This window comes from Bacteroidota bacterium (assembly GCA_016714535.1).
Classification (GTDB): domain Bacteria; phylum Bacteroidota; class Bacteroidia; order AKYH767-A; family OLB10; genus JADKFV01.
This window is the reverse complement of the sequence record JADKDR010000002.1, coordinates 415,672-433,114: the sequence shown is the minus strand read 5'-3', so window position 1 is coordinate 433,114 and position 17,443 is coordinate 415,672. Positions and strand designations below refer to the sequence as shown.

At 34.6% G+C, this 17,443-nt stretch carries 18 protein-coding genes; 13 read left to right on the top strand and 5 right to left on the bottom strand.

All coding sequences use genetic code 11. From position 1 onward, the window contains the following. Window positions 1-421 precede the first annotated feature (421 nt). The 5 genes from IPO27_04895 to IPO27_04875 all read left to right on the top strand — a co-directional run bounded on the left by IPO27_04895 (window position 422) and on the right by IPO27_04875 (window position 4,887). Window positions 422-1,186, top strand: a complete 765-nt coding sequence (locus IPO27_04895) for a hypothetical protein (GenBank protein MBK8845935.1) — start codon at window positions 422-424, stop codon at window positions 1,184-1,186. A 12-nt stretch (window positions 1,187-1,198) separates the two neighbouring features. Beyond that, entirely contained in the window at window positions 1,199-1,678 is a 480-nt protein-coding gene (locus IPO27_04890; GenBank protein ID MBK8845934.1) for a tryptophan-rich sensory protein, read from the top strand. 758 nt (window positions 1,679-2,436) lie between these two features. Continuing rightward, entirely contained in the window at window positions 2,437-2,922 is a 486-nt protein-coding gene (locus tag IPO27_04885; protein ID MBK8845933.1) for a CIA30 family protein, read from the top strand. 44 nt (window positions 2,923-2,966) lie between these two features. Then, on the top strand, window positions 2,967-3,875 hold the full coding sequence (locus IPO27_04880) for an SDR family NAD(P)-dependent oxidoreductase (protein MBK8845932.1): 909 nt from the start codon (window positions 2,967-2,969) through the stop codon (window positions 3,873-3,875). Between the two features lie 334 nt (window positions 3,876-4,209). Beyond that, entirely contained in the window at window positions 4,210-4,887 is a 678-nt protein-coding gene (locus IPO27_04875) for a hypothetical protein (protein ID MBK8845931.1), read from the top strand. Window positions 4,888-5,093: 206 nt separating this feature from the next. On the opposite strand, the gene IPO27_04870 is transcribed toward IPO27_04875, so the two are convergent. Beyond that, a complete protein-coding gene (locus IPO27_04870) occupies window positions 5,094-6,020 on the bottom strand; it encodes an NADP-dependent oxidoreductase (protein ID MBK8845930.1) in 927 nt (308 codons plus the stop codon). A gap of 176 nt (window positions 6,021-6,196) precedes the next feature. Here IPO27_04870 and IPO27_04865 point away from each other — a divergent pair, with 176 nt between their 5' ends. The 6 genes from IPO27_04865 (at window position 6,197) to IPO27_04840 (ending at window position 11,009) form a co-directional block, all read left to right on the top strand. Next, the gene (locus IPO27_04865) at window positions 6,197-6,535 is read left to right on the top strand and encodes a helix-turn-helix transcriptional regulator (protein ID MBK8845929.1); all 339 of its coding nucleotides are present in this window, start codon (window positions 6,197-6,199) and stop codon (window positions 6,533-6,535) included. Between the two features lie 216 nt (window positions 6,536-6,751). Continuing rightward, complete coding sequence (locus IPO27_04860) at window positions 6,752-7,351, top strand: Crp/Fnr family transcriptional regulator (protein ID MBK8845928.1); 600 nt, start codon at window positions 6,752-6,754, stop codon at window positions 7,349-7,351. A gap of 66 nt (window positions 7,352-7,417) precedes the next feature. After that, window positions 7,418-8,047: a hypothetical protein gene (locus IPO27_04855; GenBank protein MBK8845927.1), complete on the top strand. Its 630-nt coding sequence runs from the start codon at window positions 7,418-7,420 to the stop codon at window positions 8,045-8,047. A gap of 15 nt (window positions 8,048-8,062) precedes the next feature. After that, window positions 8,063-8,980 (top strand): NAD(P)-dependent alcohol dehydrogenase, encoded by a 918-nt coding sequence (locus tag IPO27_04850; GenBank protein MBK8845926.1) that lies wholly within the window; start codon window positions 8,063-8,065, stop codon window positions 8,978-8,980. An 849-nt stretch (window positions 8,981-9,829) separates the two neighbouring features. Further along, window positions 9,830-10,564 (top strand): hypothetical protein, encoded by a 735-nt coding sequence (locus tag IPO27_04845; GenBank protein MBK8845925.1) that lies wholly within the window; start codon window positions 9,830-9,832, stop codon window positions 10,562-10,564. A gap of 94 nt (window positions 10,565-10,658) precedes the next feature. Beyond that, a complete protein-coding gene (locus IPO27_04840; protein MBK8845924.1) occupies window positions 10,659-11,009 on the top strand; it encodes a hypothetical protein in 351 nt (116 codons plus the stop codon). A gap of 480 nt (window positions 11,010-11,489) precedes the next feature. Here IPO27_04840 and IPO27_04835 read toward each other — a convergent pair whose 3' ends face one another. The 4 genes from IPO27_04835 to IPO27_04820 form a co-directional block, all read right to left on the bottom strand. Then, window positions 11,490-12,128 (bottom strand): response regulator transcription factor, encoded by a 639-nt coding sequence (locus tag IPO27_04835; GenBank protein ID MBK8845923.1) that lies wholly within the window; start codon window positions 12,126-12,128, stop codon window positions 11,490-11,492. 35 nt (window positions 12,129-12,163) lie between these two features. Continuing rightward, a complete protein-coding gene (locus IPO27_04830) occupies window positions 12,164-12,529 on the bottom strand; it encodes a four helix bundle protein (protein ID MBK8845922.1) in 366 nt (121 codons plus the stop codon). A gap of 202 nt (window positions 12,530-12,731) precedes the next feature. Further along, window positions 12,732-13,241: a hypothetical protein gene (locus IPO27_04825; protein ID MBK8845921.1), complete on the bottom strand. Its 510-nt coding sequence runs from the start codon at window positions 13,239-13,241 to the stop codon at window positions 12,732-12,734. Between the two features lie 23 nt (window positions 13,242-13,264). Beyond that, window positions 13,265-14,650, bottom strand: a complete 1,386-nt coding sequence (locus IPO27_04820; protein ID MBK8845920.1) for a tetratricopeptide repeat protein — start codon at window positions 14,648-14,650, stop codon at window positions 13,265-13,267. 216 nt (window positions 14,651-14,866) lie between these two features. Here IPO27_04820 and IPO27_04815 point away from each other — a divergent pair, with 216 nt between their 5' ends. Together IPO27_04815 and IPO27_04810 are read left to right on the top strand one after the other, a co-directional pair. Further along, a complete protein-coding gene (locus IPO27_04815; protein ID MBK8845919.1) occupies window positions 14,867-15,988 on the top strand; it encodes a T9SS type A sorting domain-containing protein in 1,122 nt (373 codons plus the stop codon). Between the two features lie 183 nt (window positions 15,989-16,171). Further along, a complete protein-coding gene (locus IPO27_04810; protein ID MBK8845918.1) occupies window positions 16,172-17,338 on the top strand; it encodes a T9SS type A sorting domain-containing protein in 1,167 nt (388 codons plus the stop codon). Window positions 17,339-17,443: the final 105 nt, after the last annotated feature.

The window sequence follows — 17,443 nt, the reverse complement described above, 5'->3', positions numbered from 1 at the left end:
GTTTTAAAATATTTTTCTTTACCAAGCTCAAGTCCAGCAAACACAGGTATTGACTTTGATAAAATCTGCGAATTATGGCGCCAAATATTAGCCAAATAATTGGTAAAGAGACAATATGCACTAATGCTAAAAGTGGGTTTAAGAAAATGGCCTTTCAATGGTTAAACGAACATTTGATCTTCTTATCAAATTCAGCGCTGCTATAGAGTTTTATTTTCAAAAGTCGCCAACTTCTTAAACTCCAAAAACCTTGCAAAAAAACATCTATTCATGTTTTTTATATCCGGCCTTTATAGATAAAGTTTTTGTTTACACGATTGTCGGAAGGTAAAATCAAGTATGTTCGCATGCTGCCTTTGTGCGCAAGTCTAATAACCTTGAAAGTTAACCATCCATTAAAAAATAAAAATTACATAAGAAAATGAAAATAATAACTTGTTCAATTTCCATTATGCTCCTGACTTTTTTCTTGAAAACAACAGCGAAAGCACAGGCAATTTTTGATTTTGAAACCGGTGCTGTTATTATTGGCTATAATGATGTTCGCATTCCGGGTGATGTGGGTACATACTTTTCTCTTAAAGATGATTTACAATCTAATGCACAGCTATTTTATCGTTTGAGAGCGGGTTACGTAATAAAAAAGCGTCACACTTTTTCTCTGTTATATGCTCCGCTAGAAACTAAATCAGAAGGTCGTGTGGCAAATGATATTTTCTTTGAAAGTGTTTTATTTCCTGCCAACACTGATCTTGTGGGCACTTATAAATTTAATTCATATAGGCTAACCTACCGATACGATATAATAAATAAATCAAAGATTGTTTTTGGGTTAGGATTCACTGCAAAAATCAGAGATGCAAAAATTGCACTTTCTTCACCTACAATAACTTCTACAAAATCTAATGTTGGCTTTGTTCCAATTATTAATTTCAGGCTTTTATGGAAAGTTGATAATAAGTTTGGTATTCTTCTGGATGGCGATGCACTTGCCGCCCCTCAGGGAAGAGCTGAAGATGTGCTCATCGCTGCTACTTATAGTATCACCAACAATTTTGGTATTCGTGCAGGATACCGCATTCTAGAAGGGGGTGCAGATAATAACGAAGTTTACAATTTTGCACTGTTCCATTATGCTTCGTTTGGATTGTCTTATACTTTTAAGAACAAGAAAGAGTCAAATTAAAAATATTTACAGATGAGTAAATTACTAATTATTAAATTAATTGTATCTATCGTATTACCTTTAGGACTTGGCTCCATAGCAGGAATATTTACTGCTCAATCAGTACCTGCATGGTATGCAACCTTAAACAGACCATCTTTCAATCCGCCTAGTTGGATATTTGGACCTGTTTGGACAACGCTATACATCTTGATGGGTGTTTCATTATTCCTGATTTGGAAACAGGAAATGAGCAAAGAGCGAAATTTGGCACTCTTTGTCTTTGTACTTCAATTGCTCTTAAACTTTGGCTGGAGTTTTATTTTTTTCTATTTCAACCTGATAGGCTTTGCATTCATTGAAATAATTTTATTATGGTTTAGTATTATACTTATGCTTGTGTTGTTTTACAAAATAACGCCTATAGCCTCATATATTAATGTACCATATTTATTATGGGTGACTTTTGCAAGCGTGCTTAACGGAAGTTATTACTTTCTCAACAGAGGCTGATTTCAACGGAAGAATTTTTTAATAATACAAATGAAGGATGGATTAATAAGGACTGCGTGCAACACTTAGTAATCTATACCAAACCCACACACGAGTAAAGATAACAAGGGCGTTTTCCGAAAGATAGTGTTAAATGACATGAGCCATGATGAACTTTATATGCCCTAGAGCCTGTTGTGTGTTTAAGTGTATTGGTTTTTGGTTGGGTATTTGATTTTTGTAACGGTGGGTGTAAATATTTTTATGATAATTAAACAAGGTAAAATATGCAATCGCTATTGCTCCCGATTTACGACTCTGCACTTACTTCAGTGGAAGAACTTTTACTCTTTTGCAATTGATTTGTTTTAATTGGCTAAACTTAAATGCAAGAAAGTATAAAAAGCACATTGACAAGCATGGTTCATAGAAGGTGTAGCTAGAACAGCGGTTTAGCAAACGTGGTGGTTCAGCGCTACGCAGGCACATTTTTGGCTAATCAAACCTTGGTTCTCCTCATCAATACCAACTAAGATTGGGAGGGTGAAAATCGTCACCTTAAACTAGAGGAGCGGTTGTAAGCAGGTAGCCTAAGAAAAGAAGTAGAAAACAGAATACCATAAAGCGTTGATGGGATTTAAAAAAATGAAAATTAATGAAACAAGAAAACAAAATCGACTGTATATTGTCTCATAGGAAGTCATAAACAACTTAAAAGAATAAATTTGATGAAATATTTCATAATCATACTAATGCTAAGCTTATCCAAGAAATCAAACATGGACGAGATTTATAATTTCACAACACATACGATCATTAAGGAATGGCGCATAGTCAACGATGGTGTTATGGGTGGTATATCAAAAAGTTCATTGGCGCTTTCCGATGCCGGACATGGACAATTTTTAGGTCACGTTTCATTAGCGAACAATGGAGGATTTGCATCTATACAATTGAACACAACGATAAAAATATCTGACGAAAAAAAGTTTATTATTTTGCGTGTAAAAGGGGATGGCAAGCGATATGAATTTCGTTTGAAGGGCGAAACTTGGCAATCCGAATCATACGTGCACCAATTTAATACTTCAGGAGAATGGGAAAATATCAAGTTATCAATAAGTGAATTTTACCCACAGTTTCGAGGGCGCAAATTGAACATCCCGAACTTCAATTTTGAAAGTATTGAACAAATCAGTTTTTTGATTGCCAACAAACAAGAAGAAGATTTCGAATTGATGATTGATTTTATACGTTTGGAGTGAATTTGTAAATTGAGTTGCTAGAACACACAAATGAAAACATGCAAATGAAAACAGTAATTGTAACAGGTGCAAATAGTGGTCTTGGCTTATGGACAACAAAGTATCTTCTTGATTTAGATTACCGAGTTATTATGGCTTGTCGAAATATCGAAAAAACTCAAAAGGCCATTAATGACTTTTCTCCATTTGATAAGAACAAATCGTTTATTATAAAACAACTTGACTTGGCTGATTTTGAAAGCGTCCAAAATTTTGTAAACGATTTATCTGACTTTAAAGATATTTATGCCCTTGACTGTAATGCAGGAATATCTTATGAAGGACCATTTCGGTATACAAAAAATGGTGTGGAAGCAAGTTTTGGAACAAATTACTTAGGACATTTTCTGCTCACCAATTTGTTACTTGAAAAGTATAGCCTTGAGAGAATTGTTATAGTTTCCAGTGAACTGCACAACCCTATAAATAAATCGCCATTTGCAAAGGCAGTATTCAAACCTGTAAATGAATTAGCCTATCCGGAAGTAGATGCAAGTTCAACTTTGCAAAAACAAACACAATCATTTTATGCTACTTCAAAATTATGCATGGTGTTATTTGCTTATGAACTTGACCGAAGGCTTAAAACAAAAGGATTATACAAAAATATATTAGTGAATGCCATCAATCCTGGATTAATGCTTACCACCAATTTGGGTAGAAAGTATACAAAGGGTGAAAACTTATATAGAAATATTTTAGATTTCATTTTTAAATTAATTGGTTTGGGTGATAATCCAAAAGATTCTGCAAAAGCAGTGGTTCGTTTAATTGATAGTGTCAACACAAGTGCACAATATTATGATAAAGAAAAGGCTATTGAGTCATCAACTGACAGCTATGATGAACAAAAAGCAAAAGCACTATGGGAAGGAAGTGAAAAAATAATTGGCATACAATTTCTTGATACTTGAAAAATCTATTTTACAATAAAGGATAACTCTTCTAGGTAAAACTCCAAAATTTCGCTTCGCTCCAATTTTTTCGGAACTTTGCCAAACGGGCATTATTGGTAAACCAATAAAAGCTAAATACTATAAATTCAAACATGATAATAATTGTACATTTAGAAATACCAGCTATAATAAACTTATTGGTATTAAGGCTTTAGCATTTTGAGGTGAGGAGCTTTTGAAAATGAATACTTTTTAAAAACACAACAGATATGAGTCCAACAAGTGAGCATAAATTCATTCGTAATCTACTCGATTTCTTGCATTTGTTTCTTTCTAAAAAACGACACCAACAATGAAATTGAAATTTATAACAATATTGGCTTTTGGATTTTTTGCATGCAACAATGCAAGAGAGAATAATTTAAGGGACAATGAAACTAATCAAATGAAAAAAGATAGTTTAGTTCACATTGACAGTTTTTACATTGCCGAAAATGAAGTAAGCAGCAACGAATACAAAGAGTTTTATAGGTGTGACTTTGACATATTTTTAAATGACCCGAAGACACCAAAAATTGCGAAAGATATCTATTTTGACAAAGAATGGAACTTAAGTACTGACGATAAAATTTTGGCATTGCTTGATAGTTTAACAGCGAAGGACAAAAATTCAAGACCCTTTTATTTTAAGGTAGTGACGAAAACAGAGAAGAAAGCGGACGGTTATTTCGCGGAAGGACTTGCTTACGCAGGTTACAATTACGTTTTGAACAACACTCAAGAATTTGCTTCCTACTTTGACAACAAACAATGCCATACAGATAATGATTTAGCAATATGGGCGCACATTGTAATTTTGGAATTTAGCATACGCGAAGAAGGAAGTTATGACAAAACCAAAGTTGACGACTACATTAAGAAACTAAAATCAAATTGTAAAAACTGCTCGGCAACACAAAAGGAAACTATTAATAAATTTGAGTTGGCCTTAAAAGAAAATTGGAACGAATTTTTGAAACCTGCGAATTGAAAGACACGCGAAAAGAAAACCAAACCGATAATAGTCGCCAGGCAAAAAAGCAGGTCCAAAGGTTAATTGAACATACTTCCTCGTATCAATTTTTCTTCTCGATTAATAATTCTGTACTCTGAACTCCGTTTTTTCGCGAAGCACCCAACCGCTAGCGGCAAGCACTGCATGTAACACCAAAAAAATTACTACTAACACCAAAACCGTTATTCTCCGACAACAAGCACAACTTTACCATTGGCACCACCAGCCGAAACAAAATCTTGTGCTTTTGCAGCTTCTTCAAGTCTGAAAGTTTTTGTAACAAACGGCTTTAGTTTTCCTTCGCGAACCAAAGTCAATCCATATTCCAAACTCTTTGCTGATAAATTAGAAGAAATAAATCGGGCATCGACATTAAATTTTTGTGCCAACTCTACTGACGGCATACCAGCAATACTTAATAATTTACCGCCTGACTTTAATACTTCAAAAAGTTTAGCTTGTGATTCACCACCTGCACAATCGGCAACCAAATCAAGATCTTTAACAAGTTTGGATACATCTTGTGTTTTGTAATCAATCACTTCATCTGCACCAAGACTTTTTACTAATTCTAATCCTTTTCCTGATGCTGTTGCAATAACATAAAGGCCTTTGTTTTTTGCCAATTGAACCATTGTTGCTCCAACCGCTCCAGCAGCACCTTGAATCAAAACTCTTTGACCCTTTTCTAATTTACCTTCTGTAAATAAAATTGTTTGTGCAGTGCCAATATTTACTGCCAATGAAGTAGCTTCTTCAAATGAAATATTTGTTGGTTTTAATGAAACAAGATTCACGTTTGCTGCAACATATTCAGCATATCCATTTCCCATGGTTGCGGCAATGACTTCCTCACCTATATTAAATTGAGTAACGCCAGAGCCAATACCAACAATAATTCCTGAGACATCTAAACCTGGAAAAAAAGGCAATTGAACAGGTCGCATTTTTTGCATAAAACCCATTCGTATTTTCATATCCAAAGGGTTTACACTTGCAGCTTTCACTTGAATTAAAACGTCATTTTCATTTTTAATCTCTGGTGTAGGAATTTCTACCAAGCTTATTACTTCTGAATTTCCAAAGTCATTGTATTGTATTGCTTTCATATTTTTTATTTGTTTGTTTTTTAAAGATTATCATATGTTTCAACCGTATCCATACCCGTCTTCATTGAAACAGATTTTTGAATGATGTTGCAAATGTATGCTACCTAGTATATATTTGCTACTTAGTAGTGAAAAAATACAAGTAGTTTTTAAGATACTTACTTTAATTACAACAGATGGAAGTAAAAAACAAACAACAAGGAATTAAAGTGGTGGCCGATGTTTTGGACATTGTTGGTGGCAAATGGCGTGGCCAAATTCTTGCCCATTTGTGCGACAATCCAAAACGCTTCAACGAACTAAAAACAGTTTTGAATCGAATTACTTCTTCAACGCTAACAAAGGAATTGCGCTATTTGGAAGACATCAAAATGGTAGAAAGAAAAGCAATTCAAGAAACGCCAATCATAGTTGAATACAGACTTACAAAACATGGTATGTCAATAAAAGACTTAATTAAACACATTGTTGAATGGGGACTTAAACACAGGGCTATTGTATTAAAAAAAGACTGATGTGTGTGCAGAAGTAAAAACGCCACTGTTAACAGCACCTGCTCAAAAAGCTGGAGTTTACCATCGGCACTGCTTCGTGGTTATGCTATGCATACGGTTTGGTGGTAGACGAAAGTTCAGCACTGCGTATGAACACTTTTAGTAAAAAGCCCACGCATTTCAAACATGCAAAACTTTGGTGACATGTGTAACAGAACACGGTAACAACATTAAAAAATGAAAGACATACTATTTGACTTTATATCAAAATACATTTCTCTAACAGAAGATGAGAAGAACACAATACTTTCGTTAGATATATTCCGCTCTGTTAAGAAGGGAACTATGTTACTCAAAGAAGGACAGAAATCGGAGAATGTCTATTTTATTCTAAAAGGATGTATTCGGAAATATTACATCATAAACGGTGAAGAAAAAACTACCGCCTTTTTTACAGAATTGGAATCTTTAACACCCCATTGTGTAATAACTAATGCTCCGTCTGAATATTTTATAAGTTGTGTAGAAGATACCATACTAACGGTTGGAAACTCAAATATGGAAGATGATTATTTTACGAAATCTCCTAAATTTGAAATAATGTGTAGAATATTATCCGAAGAACTTTTAGCTAAACAACAAATAGACTTTGACGAGTTTAGGACTTCATCACCCGAACAACGATACTTAAATTTATTACAGAAAAGACCAGACCTTGTGCAACGTGTGCCACAACACCAATTAGCAAGTTATCTAGGTATTAAACCTCAATCATTAAGCAGATTAAGAGCTAGGATTCTGGAAAAAATAAAACGTAAAGATTATTTCTTAACTTAAGTGAACGAGTTATAGGATCTCGCCAATCTACATTTGCATTCTAATTTAAAAACAAATTGAATTGATATGCAAAAGAAAAATTCCTTCTTTGGTTTAGTCTTATTAATGACAATCGCAATACACCTCAAAGCACAATATGCCAAACAAGACAGTACTTACAAACGGTGGTTCGTTGGGACTTCTTTATTTGTTCTATTGGGTAATCTTGATAAAGAAAACCCACCCAACTTCGCTCAACTAAATATAGGATATCGGATTACTGGAAAAGATGTTATTACACTAGCTCCCAAAACCTGGAAATATGCCTGGCCAAATGGCATTCATCCATTATTAAACAAAGCCTACAAAAAGCCGGAAGAAAAATTTCCGGGATATGTTCGTGAGTATGGTGTAACAGCGTCTTACACACGATTTTTATGGAAAGGTTTGTATGCCCAACTTGATGTAATGCCTACCTGGCAAATTTTTGTGAATGATAATGGTAAGAAAATTAACGATGGTTTTCAGATTTTCAACTCATACCGTGTTGGTTATCATATCAAACTATTTAAGGACAAATTTTTCTTTCAACCATCAATATGTGTAACCCATCGTGCACACCATACACAATTGCCCGATGGATTTAAACAGCTAGATGATAAATGGTCTAAGTTCATCTTTCCCGAACCAGGACTTAATGTTGGATTTAATTTTTAAAACTATAATGATTTGATGAAGGCAGTTATTTGCACCAAATACGGCCCCCCTGAAGTTTTGCAAATTCAGGAAGTTTCGAAACCAATACCTAAGGACAATCAAATTCTTGTCAAAATAGTTGCCACTGCGGTTAACTCTGGAGATGTAAGGGTAAGAAGCCTTGATGTGAAGGGACTTATGAAGGTCATTATGCGATTGGTCTTAGGTATTTCGAAACCAAGAAAATCCATTTTAGGAACTGTATTTTCAGGCATTGTTGAATGCAAAGGAAATAAAGTAACAAAATTTAAAGTTGGAGATAAAGTTTTTGGAATGACTGGTTTCAAATTCGGAACCTATGCAGAATATATTGCAGTTAATCAGAATAGCAATGTACTTGAAATGCCTAAAAATGCCACATTCGAAGAAGCTGTTGCAATAATATTTGGTGGACAAACAGCGATTCATTTTTTAGAAAAAGCACAGATTGCAAAAAAATCTTATCCGAATATTTTAATAATTTGTTCAACTGGCTCAGTAGGAGCAGCAGCAATACAAGTTGCCAAATATCATAATGCAAATATAACTGCAGTATGTAGCTCTCAAGGTGATAAACTGGTTGCCGAATTAGGAGTGAATAACATTGTTCATTATGACCAGGAAGACTTTACAAAACAGACAGAAAAGTTTGATATTATTTTTGACGCAATTGGTAAGTACAATAAAAATCAATGTAAAAATATCTTAAACAAAAACGGTGCTTATGTAAGTGTGAACATAGGATACGCTTCTGAAAATATACAACAACTAACGCTATTAAAAAAGTTGTTTGAGAAAGGAGATTTTATAGCTACGATTGACAGAACTTTTAAAATTGCCGAGATAGTTGAAGCACACAGATACGTAGACACAGGAAGAAAAAAAGGAAATGTTGTACTAAAAATATACGAATGACAAGAACACCTGCCAACACTACATTTTGTCATCAATACAAAACCTACTCTCGAGTAAAACAAATGAGCGCGTTTTTTGCATAGATGGCGCAGAGCGACACAAGCCTCGATTTGTTTAGTATGAGCTACAACTTGTTACCTGTATAAGTGTGTGTTGGGTTACTTGGTGGTTGTATCTGTTGGTGTATACGTTTTGATTTTGCACTTACTTAATATTGCATGTCTGCTAGCCATATAAAAAGCACACATCATTTTATACATCACTATTACAATAGAAAGTTGATATCTCAATTTGATTATGGCAGCAGGGCAGGTAGGTGAAGCATTGTTGATTGAGATTTTAATAAAAAATTAGTAGAGCTAACTATTAATATTGTTTGTCTTCAACCCTATTTTCAATTTATGAGAAAGTATAATATGAGCGTTTGAATAGGCGAATTTGAAAGAAGACCAGAGCTCATTATACTTGATACTATTCAAGCATTCGCGCTGAATATTAAATGTATTCGTGATTGTGAAGCAATAATTAGATTTAACATTAATGACTTTATATTAAGAGGTTTGCAACGAGAAATTATTATTACTCAAAACAAAAAAGTTGAAACCGGTTTGATAACTTATCTATAAGACATCAATTTTAATTGGATCTGACAATAAAGTGTCCTTAATGCGGTAAAAAGATAAACTTCACTAATTGCCCAATAAAAATTTAGATAAAGCAATATCATTAATAAGATTTTTTATCCAATATAAACTTTTTGTTTAATCCTATCTAATTTAGTTTATATTTACAAAATTCAAATAACGTCTCGAAAACAAAAATTCGAGAAACCAAAATCCAAATAAAATTATGAAGACATTTAAAGTATTACTACTTCTTGTATGTTTTTGCTTAAATCACTATTATTTAACTGCTCAAGTTGATTATATAAATGAAGAAACTTCAGCGCCTTATGGCTTCATGGATATGGGCTTCTTTATAAATAACATTCGATATGAGGGTTACACATTAACTGGAAATGAAGTGGATAAAGTTCGATCAGGCTTTGGCGGTGGTCTTGAAGGACATTTTCCCCTTATCTATTTATTTGTTCATAAGAATAAGCACAGATTCAGGATTGCAGATGATATCGTAATAGGTGCATCGCTCAATCCAGGAATCGAAGGAGGATCTAAAAGCACACGTGCCGGCTTTTCTGCTATTTACGGTTTAGGGCTACAGTCAGTATACAGAATCAATAAAACTTTTGATGTTGGGTTAAAATACTACCCTATTTTTTTCCGTGGCGATGCGCAAATGGGTCATACTTACGGTACTGCTTTCGCATTACATGCAAGAGTTGCGCGCTTCTTTATAGATTATCGGCTAATTCCTGAAGTAATCCAAAGCCATTTGGAAAGTACGGGGATAAATCTTTTAAGCGTAAAGTATTTATATACGCCAATAAGCAAGAAAAAATCTTATTATGTATCACTATCGTATGGTTGGGATCGTTATCACCGTATAGGCTACTCTAATGGCGCAAACTTTGTTTCGCCTTTCAAATGGAATACAATACAATTCAACTGGGGAATATATTTTTAGTATTTTACATTATGTCCCTGGTTCGCGTCCCCGCGAATCACATACCAAAAAAGTTAAAAAGTTATATAAATAAATCTTTCCAAAAGCAAAAGTCATGGATGAGCAGAACAAAAATTTAGAAGAAGAAAAATATGTCGAAAAAGAAAAAACGTTTCTTCAGAAAGCTTTAGGTTTGCCACTAATTGGAGAATATATAACAACCGCTGTAGGGATAATTCCAGCATTTATTTACTTTATAATTGTATGGATCGTATTTGATAGCGATAGCTCAGATAAATATATGAGTTATCACATATTCATAATTGTTCTGTTAACCTACATTTGGTTGATTTTTTTAGAAAGAAAAGGCAAAGTAAAAATTTGCACTCCCATTATTCCCATTCCAATTAAATGGCTTTTAATACCGCTTGTTTTATTGTCTTTTTATGGGTTATTTTTTAAATAAGTTGATACAAATATTTCTTAGTTTCCAAGTATGTCCACTCCCCAAAAAAACTGAACGACTCTGAAATGGAACAATAGTAACTTAGAAGATTTCGCAAACCATAACAAATAATTATAATGAGTTTTTTAAACAAAATAATAATGACGTTTCCTAAAGTAAAGTTTATCTTACTTCTTTTTAATTGCCTTATCATTAACATCTCGCAAGCACAAAAAATTGATAGCACTAAAATAAAGCAGCGGCTAATCTATAAGGATTCTTAGTTTCAGAGTCTGTCAACCCCAAAAAAATAATAAAAGAGGACGACTTAGAAGCGGAACAATTTTTAAATTATTAAAGCGAAAAAGCGGAGCTAAATAATATGGCTCCGCTTTTTTGATTTATAAATACTTCTGTTTGAGCTGGTGTTCCTTACGCCAACAGTTTTGGTTGTTTGATGCAGGTAGGAAGGAAAACAATTATATCGGCTAAAAACTTTCTTCAAACAATCTTCCCTTTAATCGCTTTCGCCACCGCTTCACCTTTTGAATGAACTTGCAACTTTTTATAAATGTTTTTGATGTGACCGTTTACCGTTTCGGGGCTGATGAAGCAAGATTCAGCAATCATTTTATAACTCATTCCTTGCACAAGATATTTCAGCACATCTTTTTCCCTGTCTGACAGATCAAAATCATTTGCTGATTCAGTTGATGGTTTATTTTTTACCATCTTCAATACTTTTCTGGCAATGCTTGGTGTCATTGGAGAACCCCCTTCATATACTTCTTTGATGGCATCAAGTATTTGAACCGGAGGCGTACTTTTTAAAATATAACCATCAGCTCCATTGCAGATAGACTGAAATATTTTATTGTCTTCATCAAAAATGGTCTCCATCAAAATTTTAACATCAGGAAATTTTTCTTTCACTATGAGAGCTGCTTCAATGCCCGATATTCCAGGCATTTCTATATCCATCAAAATAACATCAGGGTTTGTTTGATGGATGTCATTTACAATATCTGTACAGTTAGCAAATGCGCCCACACATTCAAAGCCGGGGCTACCATTAATAAGCTGGAACAATCCTTCGCGCAGGCTTCTGTTGTCTTCAAAAATAATTACTCGTATGTTCATTTTGTGTAGTAGATAGAATTTAGTAGATAGTAGAGTTATTGTTGAGATTTTCTAATGGAATCGCAGTAGGAATTTAATAGTCTCTCAATTTCAAATGACAAATTCAACAGTTCATTTGAATTCCCGTATTTCAAATCCTGAGCAAGTATACAGTAATATTGACATTCTGATAGTGAGCCTTCGGCAATGTTATAGAATTTTAACTTATCGTTTTTTCCTTTCTTTTTATAACCTTCTGCAATATTTGCTGAGATGGAAACGGCAGCTCTTCGAAACTGAGATGTCAAACAATAAACTTCTTCCTTAGGAAATTTCTTTGTAAAATCATAAGTTTCTAAAACGAATTGATGCGCTTTTTGCCAGACAATTAAATCGCGAAAATTTTTTGATGGTGTATTCATTTTACTTGAATTTTGAAGTTAGAAGATAGTAGATAGCAGAAGTGGGTAAATTATATTTCTAAAACTTTTTGATGGACTATTCATTGGATATCTTTTTCAATTAAATTCCTTTCCGAAATCATTATTTATACACTACTACTCACTTCTATCTACTCTCTACTCTCTTCTATCTTCTATCTTCTATCTTCTATCTTCTTTTTTCTTATGCTTTAAAAATTAATTCAACATTTGTTCCACTTCCTTTTTCCGATTCTATTTTCAATTGCGCTTTCATTTCTTCTGCGCGGTTTTTCATATTGAGCAAGCCATTCCCTTTTGATGTCTGAGCAACATCAAACCCAACCCCGTTATCCCTGATTGCTAATTTTATTAATCCGTTTTCGCTCTTTAACGTAATGGATGCGCGGGTAGCATTGGAATACTTTACAAGGTTGTTGAGTGCTTCTTTAAAAATCAGGTAAAAATTTCTTCTCGATTCCAGGGAGAGTTTTGTCTCGTTTAAGTTTTCATCTGCCTGAAATGTGTGTTCAATGTTTTTTGCCTTTAGCAAGTTGTACGCAAGTGTGCCCATGCGTGAAATGATATTTTCAAAGGTGTCATTCTTTGGATTGATGGTCCAGACAATATCGCTCATCACCTCTATTATTTTTCTTGATGCATCTCCAATATGTTCCAGTTCATCCACCACAGCCGGAGATTTTTGTTTTGCCACTTCGCTGTAAACCGATATACTGTTTAACGTAGAGCCAACATCATCGTGAAGGTCGCTTGCAATCCGGTTGCGGATGTTTTGCAGTTTAGTTTTTTTAATTCTACATCTGCCACTGCCATTTGCTTATCATGCATAGCTTTTGTTGCGACTTCCTTTTTATCAAACTCATAATTCATTTCCTTGCGTGTGATTTCTTTATTCTTCTCCTGGTTAAAAAGAGTATCCCTTAACACCATTGCTTTTTTGTAATGCTCCAGTGCGAGCTTGTATCTTCCGGTGGTATCGTAAAGTTGAGATAGTGATTCTTCAGATTGCCTTAAAAAATCCATAACGCCAATGCTGTCATATATAGCAATTGCTTTTTTCAGATACTCTTCTGCTTCTGCGAACTTTCCTGTTTCAGTATAAACACTTCCGATGCGGCTTAGATGTATTGCAATTCCATTTTTATCTCCGAGTTCTTCCGCAATCTTCAATGCGTTGAAAGAATAGTCCAGTGCTTTGGGATAATTCTTCTGTACATGATAGACAAATCCAATGTTGCCGAGATGTGCTGAAATTCCATCTCTATTTCCGAGTTCTTCCGCAATCTTCAATGCCTTGAAATAATAATCCAGTGCTTTGGGTTTATCGCCTTGATCAGCATAGACACTTCCGATGTTGGCGAGACATGTTTCAATTCCATTTTTATTTCCGAATTCTTCATGTATTTTCAATGCCTTGAAATAATTGTCCAATGCTTTGGGATATTCCTTTTGTTTCCAATAGACAACTCCGATGTTACCGAGCCACATTGCAATTCCATTTTTATTTCCGATTTTTTCATTCATTTTCAATGCCTCGAAATAATAATCCAGTGCTTTGGTATAATCGCTTTGGGAATAATAGGCATTTCCAATGTTGCCGAGATGTATGGCAATTCCCATTTTATCGGCAAGTTCTTCAAGCATTTTCAATCCCTTGAAATAATAATCCAATGCTTTGGGATAATCGGCTTGGTGCATATAGTTATTTCCGATGTTGCCGAGAGATTTTGCAATTCCTGATTTATCGGCAAGTTCTTCTCTGAGTGCTAATGCTTTAAAATTGTTTTCCAGGGAAGAAGGATAATTTCCCTTCAAAAAATACGCCAGCGCAATTATGTGATAAGAATCAGCAATGTGTTTTTTGCTTGTTGCTTTTTCGGAAAGTGATAATGCTTGATTGCCAAGTATCATGGAAGTATCGGGGTTGGAATACAACAGCTCCCGGCCGAGGTTGTAGAGGTGATTTACTTTGTTCGTGTCCTCCTTTGCCGTTTTCAAAACATTCAGCAACGAGTCAATCTTTTGTTGATTCTGCGCCTGTGCAGCATTAAATAAAACTCCACACAGGAATAAAACGGAAATAAGGCGGAAAAAATTTTTCATAACTTAAGCTTCATTTATGTGAGGGCTTTAAAATTTGCAATAAAAACGTTGCAAATGTAACCTGTTCATATTTCATCTGAAACCCCTTGAACATGGTGTATTATTTTAGTTGCATAAGCAAAACACCCTGTTTATGGTATTGTTCTGTTTTATTTATCGCTCCACCTTTGTCCCCGTTCAAATAACAATAATTTTACTCTAACAATTAAAAACAAAATGAAAAATCTACTGTCAAAAAAGTTTTATGCTTTCATCGTTACAGCAATGATGTTTTCTGCAAGTGCAAATGCACAGATTATTTACACGGATGTGAATCCTGATTCGACTATTACCTGTTTAGGCAATTCATGCACCAAAACATATAATGTTGATTTAAATAATGATGGTGTCAACGATTATTCAATTTCGAGCATTCGTTCAGGTAACATTTGTCAACATGGTGGTATGGTTTACAGAAGTCAAGTTAAGGTTGCTGCTTTTAACGCAAATGCTGTAGTTGCGGTTACAAATACAACTTATCCGCGTGCAATGAATTTCAATAATGTCATTTCATCAGGACTAAGTTTATCCACCTCCGGATTTGTGTTTAGTAAATATTGGGGTAATTGCGGCACTGGCAGCCTTAATTTATGGCCAAACTCAGTTGATCGTTACTTGGGGCTAAAATTAATTGTTGGGGCAAATACCTATTACGGATGGGCGCGAATGCAGGTTGTTTTTGGATATCAACCAACTTTCATAATTAAAGATTACGCTTACAATACTATTCCCAACCAACCCATCCTTGCAGGAGAAACAAGTTGCACTACTCCAACAGTTAACCTAACTCAAAGCGGTCCATTATCTTTTTGCAATGGCGATAGTGTAACACTCACTGCAAATGGAGCAGGTTATCAGTACCAATGGAAAAAGAACAATGTAAACATTGCAGGTGAAACAGCACAAACCTACGTTGCAAAAACAGCGGGCATATACAAATGCACAGTAACCAACAGTTGCGGAAGCAAAACCTCCAGAACAAGAACGGTTACCGTTCCAGGTAGATTAACCAACGAGGTTTTAAGCGAGCAATCAGAAAACCCATATGGATTACAAATTGCTCCTAACCCAATCACTAACACTACATCTATTTCTTTCACGCTTGAGCAATCACAAAAAGTTTCATTAAAGGTTGTTGACTTAAATGGAAGATTAATGAAAGTGCTTGCTGATAATCTTTTTGAAGATGGAGAACATTCAATAGAATGGAGTGTAGAAGATGTAAATTCAGGTATTTATTTCTTGCAAATTCAAACAGCAGAATATTCCAAGACTGAAAAACTTATTGTTACAAAATAAAGTTTCATTATTATCAGAGTCTCTGCTTTTCGCGGGACTCTGATAATAATATAAGTTATTCTTTTGCTCATCAAGTTTTAAATATCAACCATCAAAACTACCCATTTCGGGTAGTACAACCGGCTTAGTTTATTATAATTTTGACGAAAATATTTTACTAAAACAATTAAAAACAAAAACAAAATGAAAAATCTACTGTCAAAAAAGTTTTATGCTTTCATCGTAACAGCAATGATGTTTTCCGCAAATGCAAATGCTCAACTTCTTTACACAGACATCAGTCCTAATGATTCAATTACCCGGACTAGACTTAATCAAAGAGGTCACGTTCACATTGAACATATTATGGATATAAACAATGATGGCATATCCGATTTGAAGTTTATTTTGACTTCAAGTATTATCACATCATTTAGCCAATGGCAACCTGGTTATACGGCAGGAACAGTTAAGGCCACCCCACTAAATGGGAGCGCCATCCTAACAGGTAATTCAGGATATCCAGCTAAGATGAATCTAAATAATAGTATAAATGCTAATGCCACTTGGAGTGCAATAACCGACCAGTTTATAATTTCTAATAAAAAATCCGGTAATACTACTACCATCACAGGAAACTGGAATACTACTTCAGATGGATTTCTGGGTCTTAGATTTATTGCAGGAGGGCAAACTCACTATTGCTGGATTCAATTGAACGTTCAAGCTTTTTCGAGCGGACCAAATGCTTCAATTTTAGTCATTAAGGATTTTGCATACAATTCTGTTCCCAACCAACCTATCCGTGCCGGAGAAACAAGTTGCACTACTCCAACAGTTAACCTAACTCAAAGCGGTCCATTATCTTTTTGCAATGGCGACAGTGTAACACTCACTGCAAATGGAACAGGTTATCAATACCAATGGAAAAAGAATAATGTAAATATTGCAGGAGCAACAGCACAAACCTACGTTGCAAAAACAGCAGGCATATACAAATGCAAAGTAACCAACAGTTGCGGCAGCAAATCATCAGGAACAAGAACGGTTACCATTCCATGCAGATTAACCAACGAAGTTTTTACCGAGCAATTAGAAAATCCTTATGAATTACAAATTGCTCCTAATCCAATTTCTTCCGAAACATCTGGATTAACTACTATTTCTTTCTCACTTGAGCAATCACAAAAAGTTTCTTTAAAGGTTGTTGACTTAAATGGAAGATTGGTAAAGACGCTTACAGCGCAAGTTTTTGAAGAAGGAGAACATTCAGTAGTTTGGAATGTGGAAGAAGTAAATGCAGGTATTTATTTCTTGCAAGTTCAAACAGCAGATTATTTAAAGACAGAAAAACTTGTTGTTACAAAATAAAGCATCATTATTTCAGAGTCTCCGCTTTTCGCGGGACTCTGAAATATTATAACCTGTCCCATTTTTTCTCCAAGTATTAAACACCTTTCACCAAAACTACCTGTT

What these genes read in the sequence shown, in the direction of transcription:
- IPO27_04875 (MBK8845931.1), top strand. Translation starts at nt 4,210, where the DNA reads ATGAAATTGAAATTTATAACAATATTGGCTTTTGGATTTTTTGCATGC.
- IPO27_04850 (MBK8845926.1), top strand. Translation starts at nt 8,063, where the DNA reads ATGAAGGCAGTTATTTGCACCAAATACGGCCCCCCTGAAGTTTTGCAA.
- IPO27_04835 (MBK8845923.1), bottom strand. Translation starts at nt 12,128, where the DNA reads ATGAACATACGAGTAATTATTTTTGAAGACAACAGAAGCCTGCGCGAA.
- IPO27_04890 (MBK8845934.1), top strand. Translation starts at nt 1,199, where the DNA reads ATGAGTAAATTACTAATTATTAAATTAATTGTATCTATCGTATTACCT.
- IPO27_04895 (MBK8845935.1), top strand. Translation starts at nt 422, where the DNA reads ATGAAAATAATAACTTGTTCAATTTCCATTATGCTCCTGACTTTTTTC.
- IPO27_04865 (MBK8845929.1), top strand. Translation starts at nt 6,197, where the DNA reads ATGGAAGTAAAAAACAAACAACAAGGAATTAAAGTGGTGGCCGATGTT.
- IPO27_04815 (MBK8845919.1), top strand. Translation starts at nt 14,867, where the DNA reads ATGAAAAATCTACTGTCAAAAAAGTTTTATGCTTTCATCGTTACAGCA.
- IPO27_04845 (MBK8845925.1), top strand. Translation starts at nt 9,830, where the DNA reads ATGAAGACATTTAAAGTATTACTACTTCTTGTATGTTTTTGCTTAAAT.
- IPO27_04860 (MBK8845928.1), top strand. Translation starts at nt 6,752, where the DNA reads ATGAAAGACATACTATTTGACTTTATATCAAAATACATTTCTCTAACA.
- IPO27_04880 (MBK8845932.1), top strand. Translation starts at nt 2,967, where the DNA reads ATGAAAACAGTAATTGTAACAGGTGCAAATAGTGGTCTTGGCTTATGG.
- IPO27_04855 (MBK8845927.1), top strand. Translation starts at nt 7,418, where the DNA reads ATGCAAAAGAAAAATTCCTTCTTTGGTTTAGTCTTATTAATGACAATC.
- IPO27_04870 (MBK8845930.1), bottom strand. Translation starts at nt 6,020, where the DNA reads ATGAAAGCAATACAATACAATGACTTTGGAAATTCAGAAGTAATAAGC.
- IPO27_04820 (MBK8845920.1), bottom strand. Translation starts at nt 14,650, where the DNA reads ATGAAAAATTTTTTCCGCCTTATTTCCGTTTTATTCCTGTGTGGAGTT.
- IPO27_04810 (MBK8845918.1), top strand. Translation starts at nt 16,172, where the DNA reads ATGAAAAATCTACTGTCAAAAAAGTTTTATGCTTTCATCGTAACAGCA.
- IPO27_04840 (MBK8845924.1), top strand. Translation starts at nt 10,659, where the DNA reads ATGGATGAGCAGAACAAAAATTTAGAAGAAGAAAAATATGTCGAAAAA.
- IPO27_04830 (MBK8845922.1), bottom strand. Translation starts at nt 12,529, where the DNA reads ATGAATACACCATCAAAAAATTTTCGCGATTTAATTGTCTGGCAAAAA.
- IPO27_04885 (MBK8845933.1), top strand. Translation starts at nt 2,437, where the DNA reads ATGGACGAGATTTATAATTTCACAACACATACGATCATTAAGGAATGG.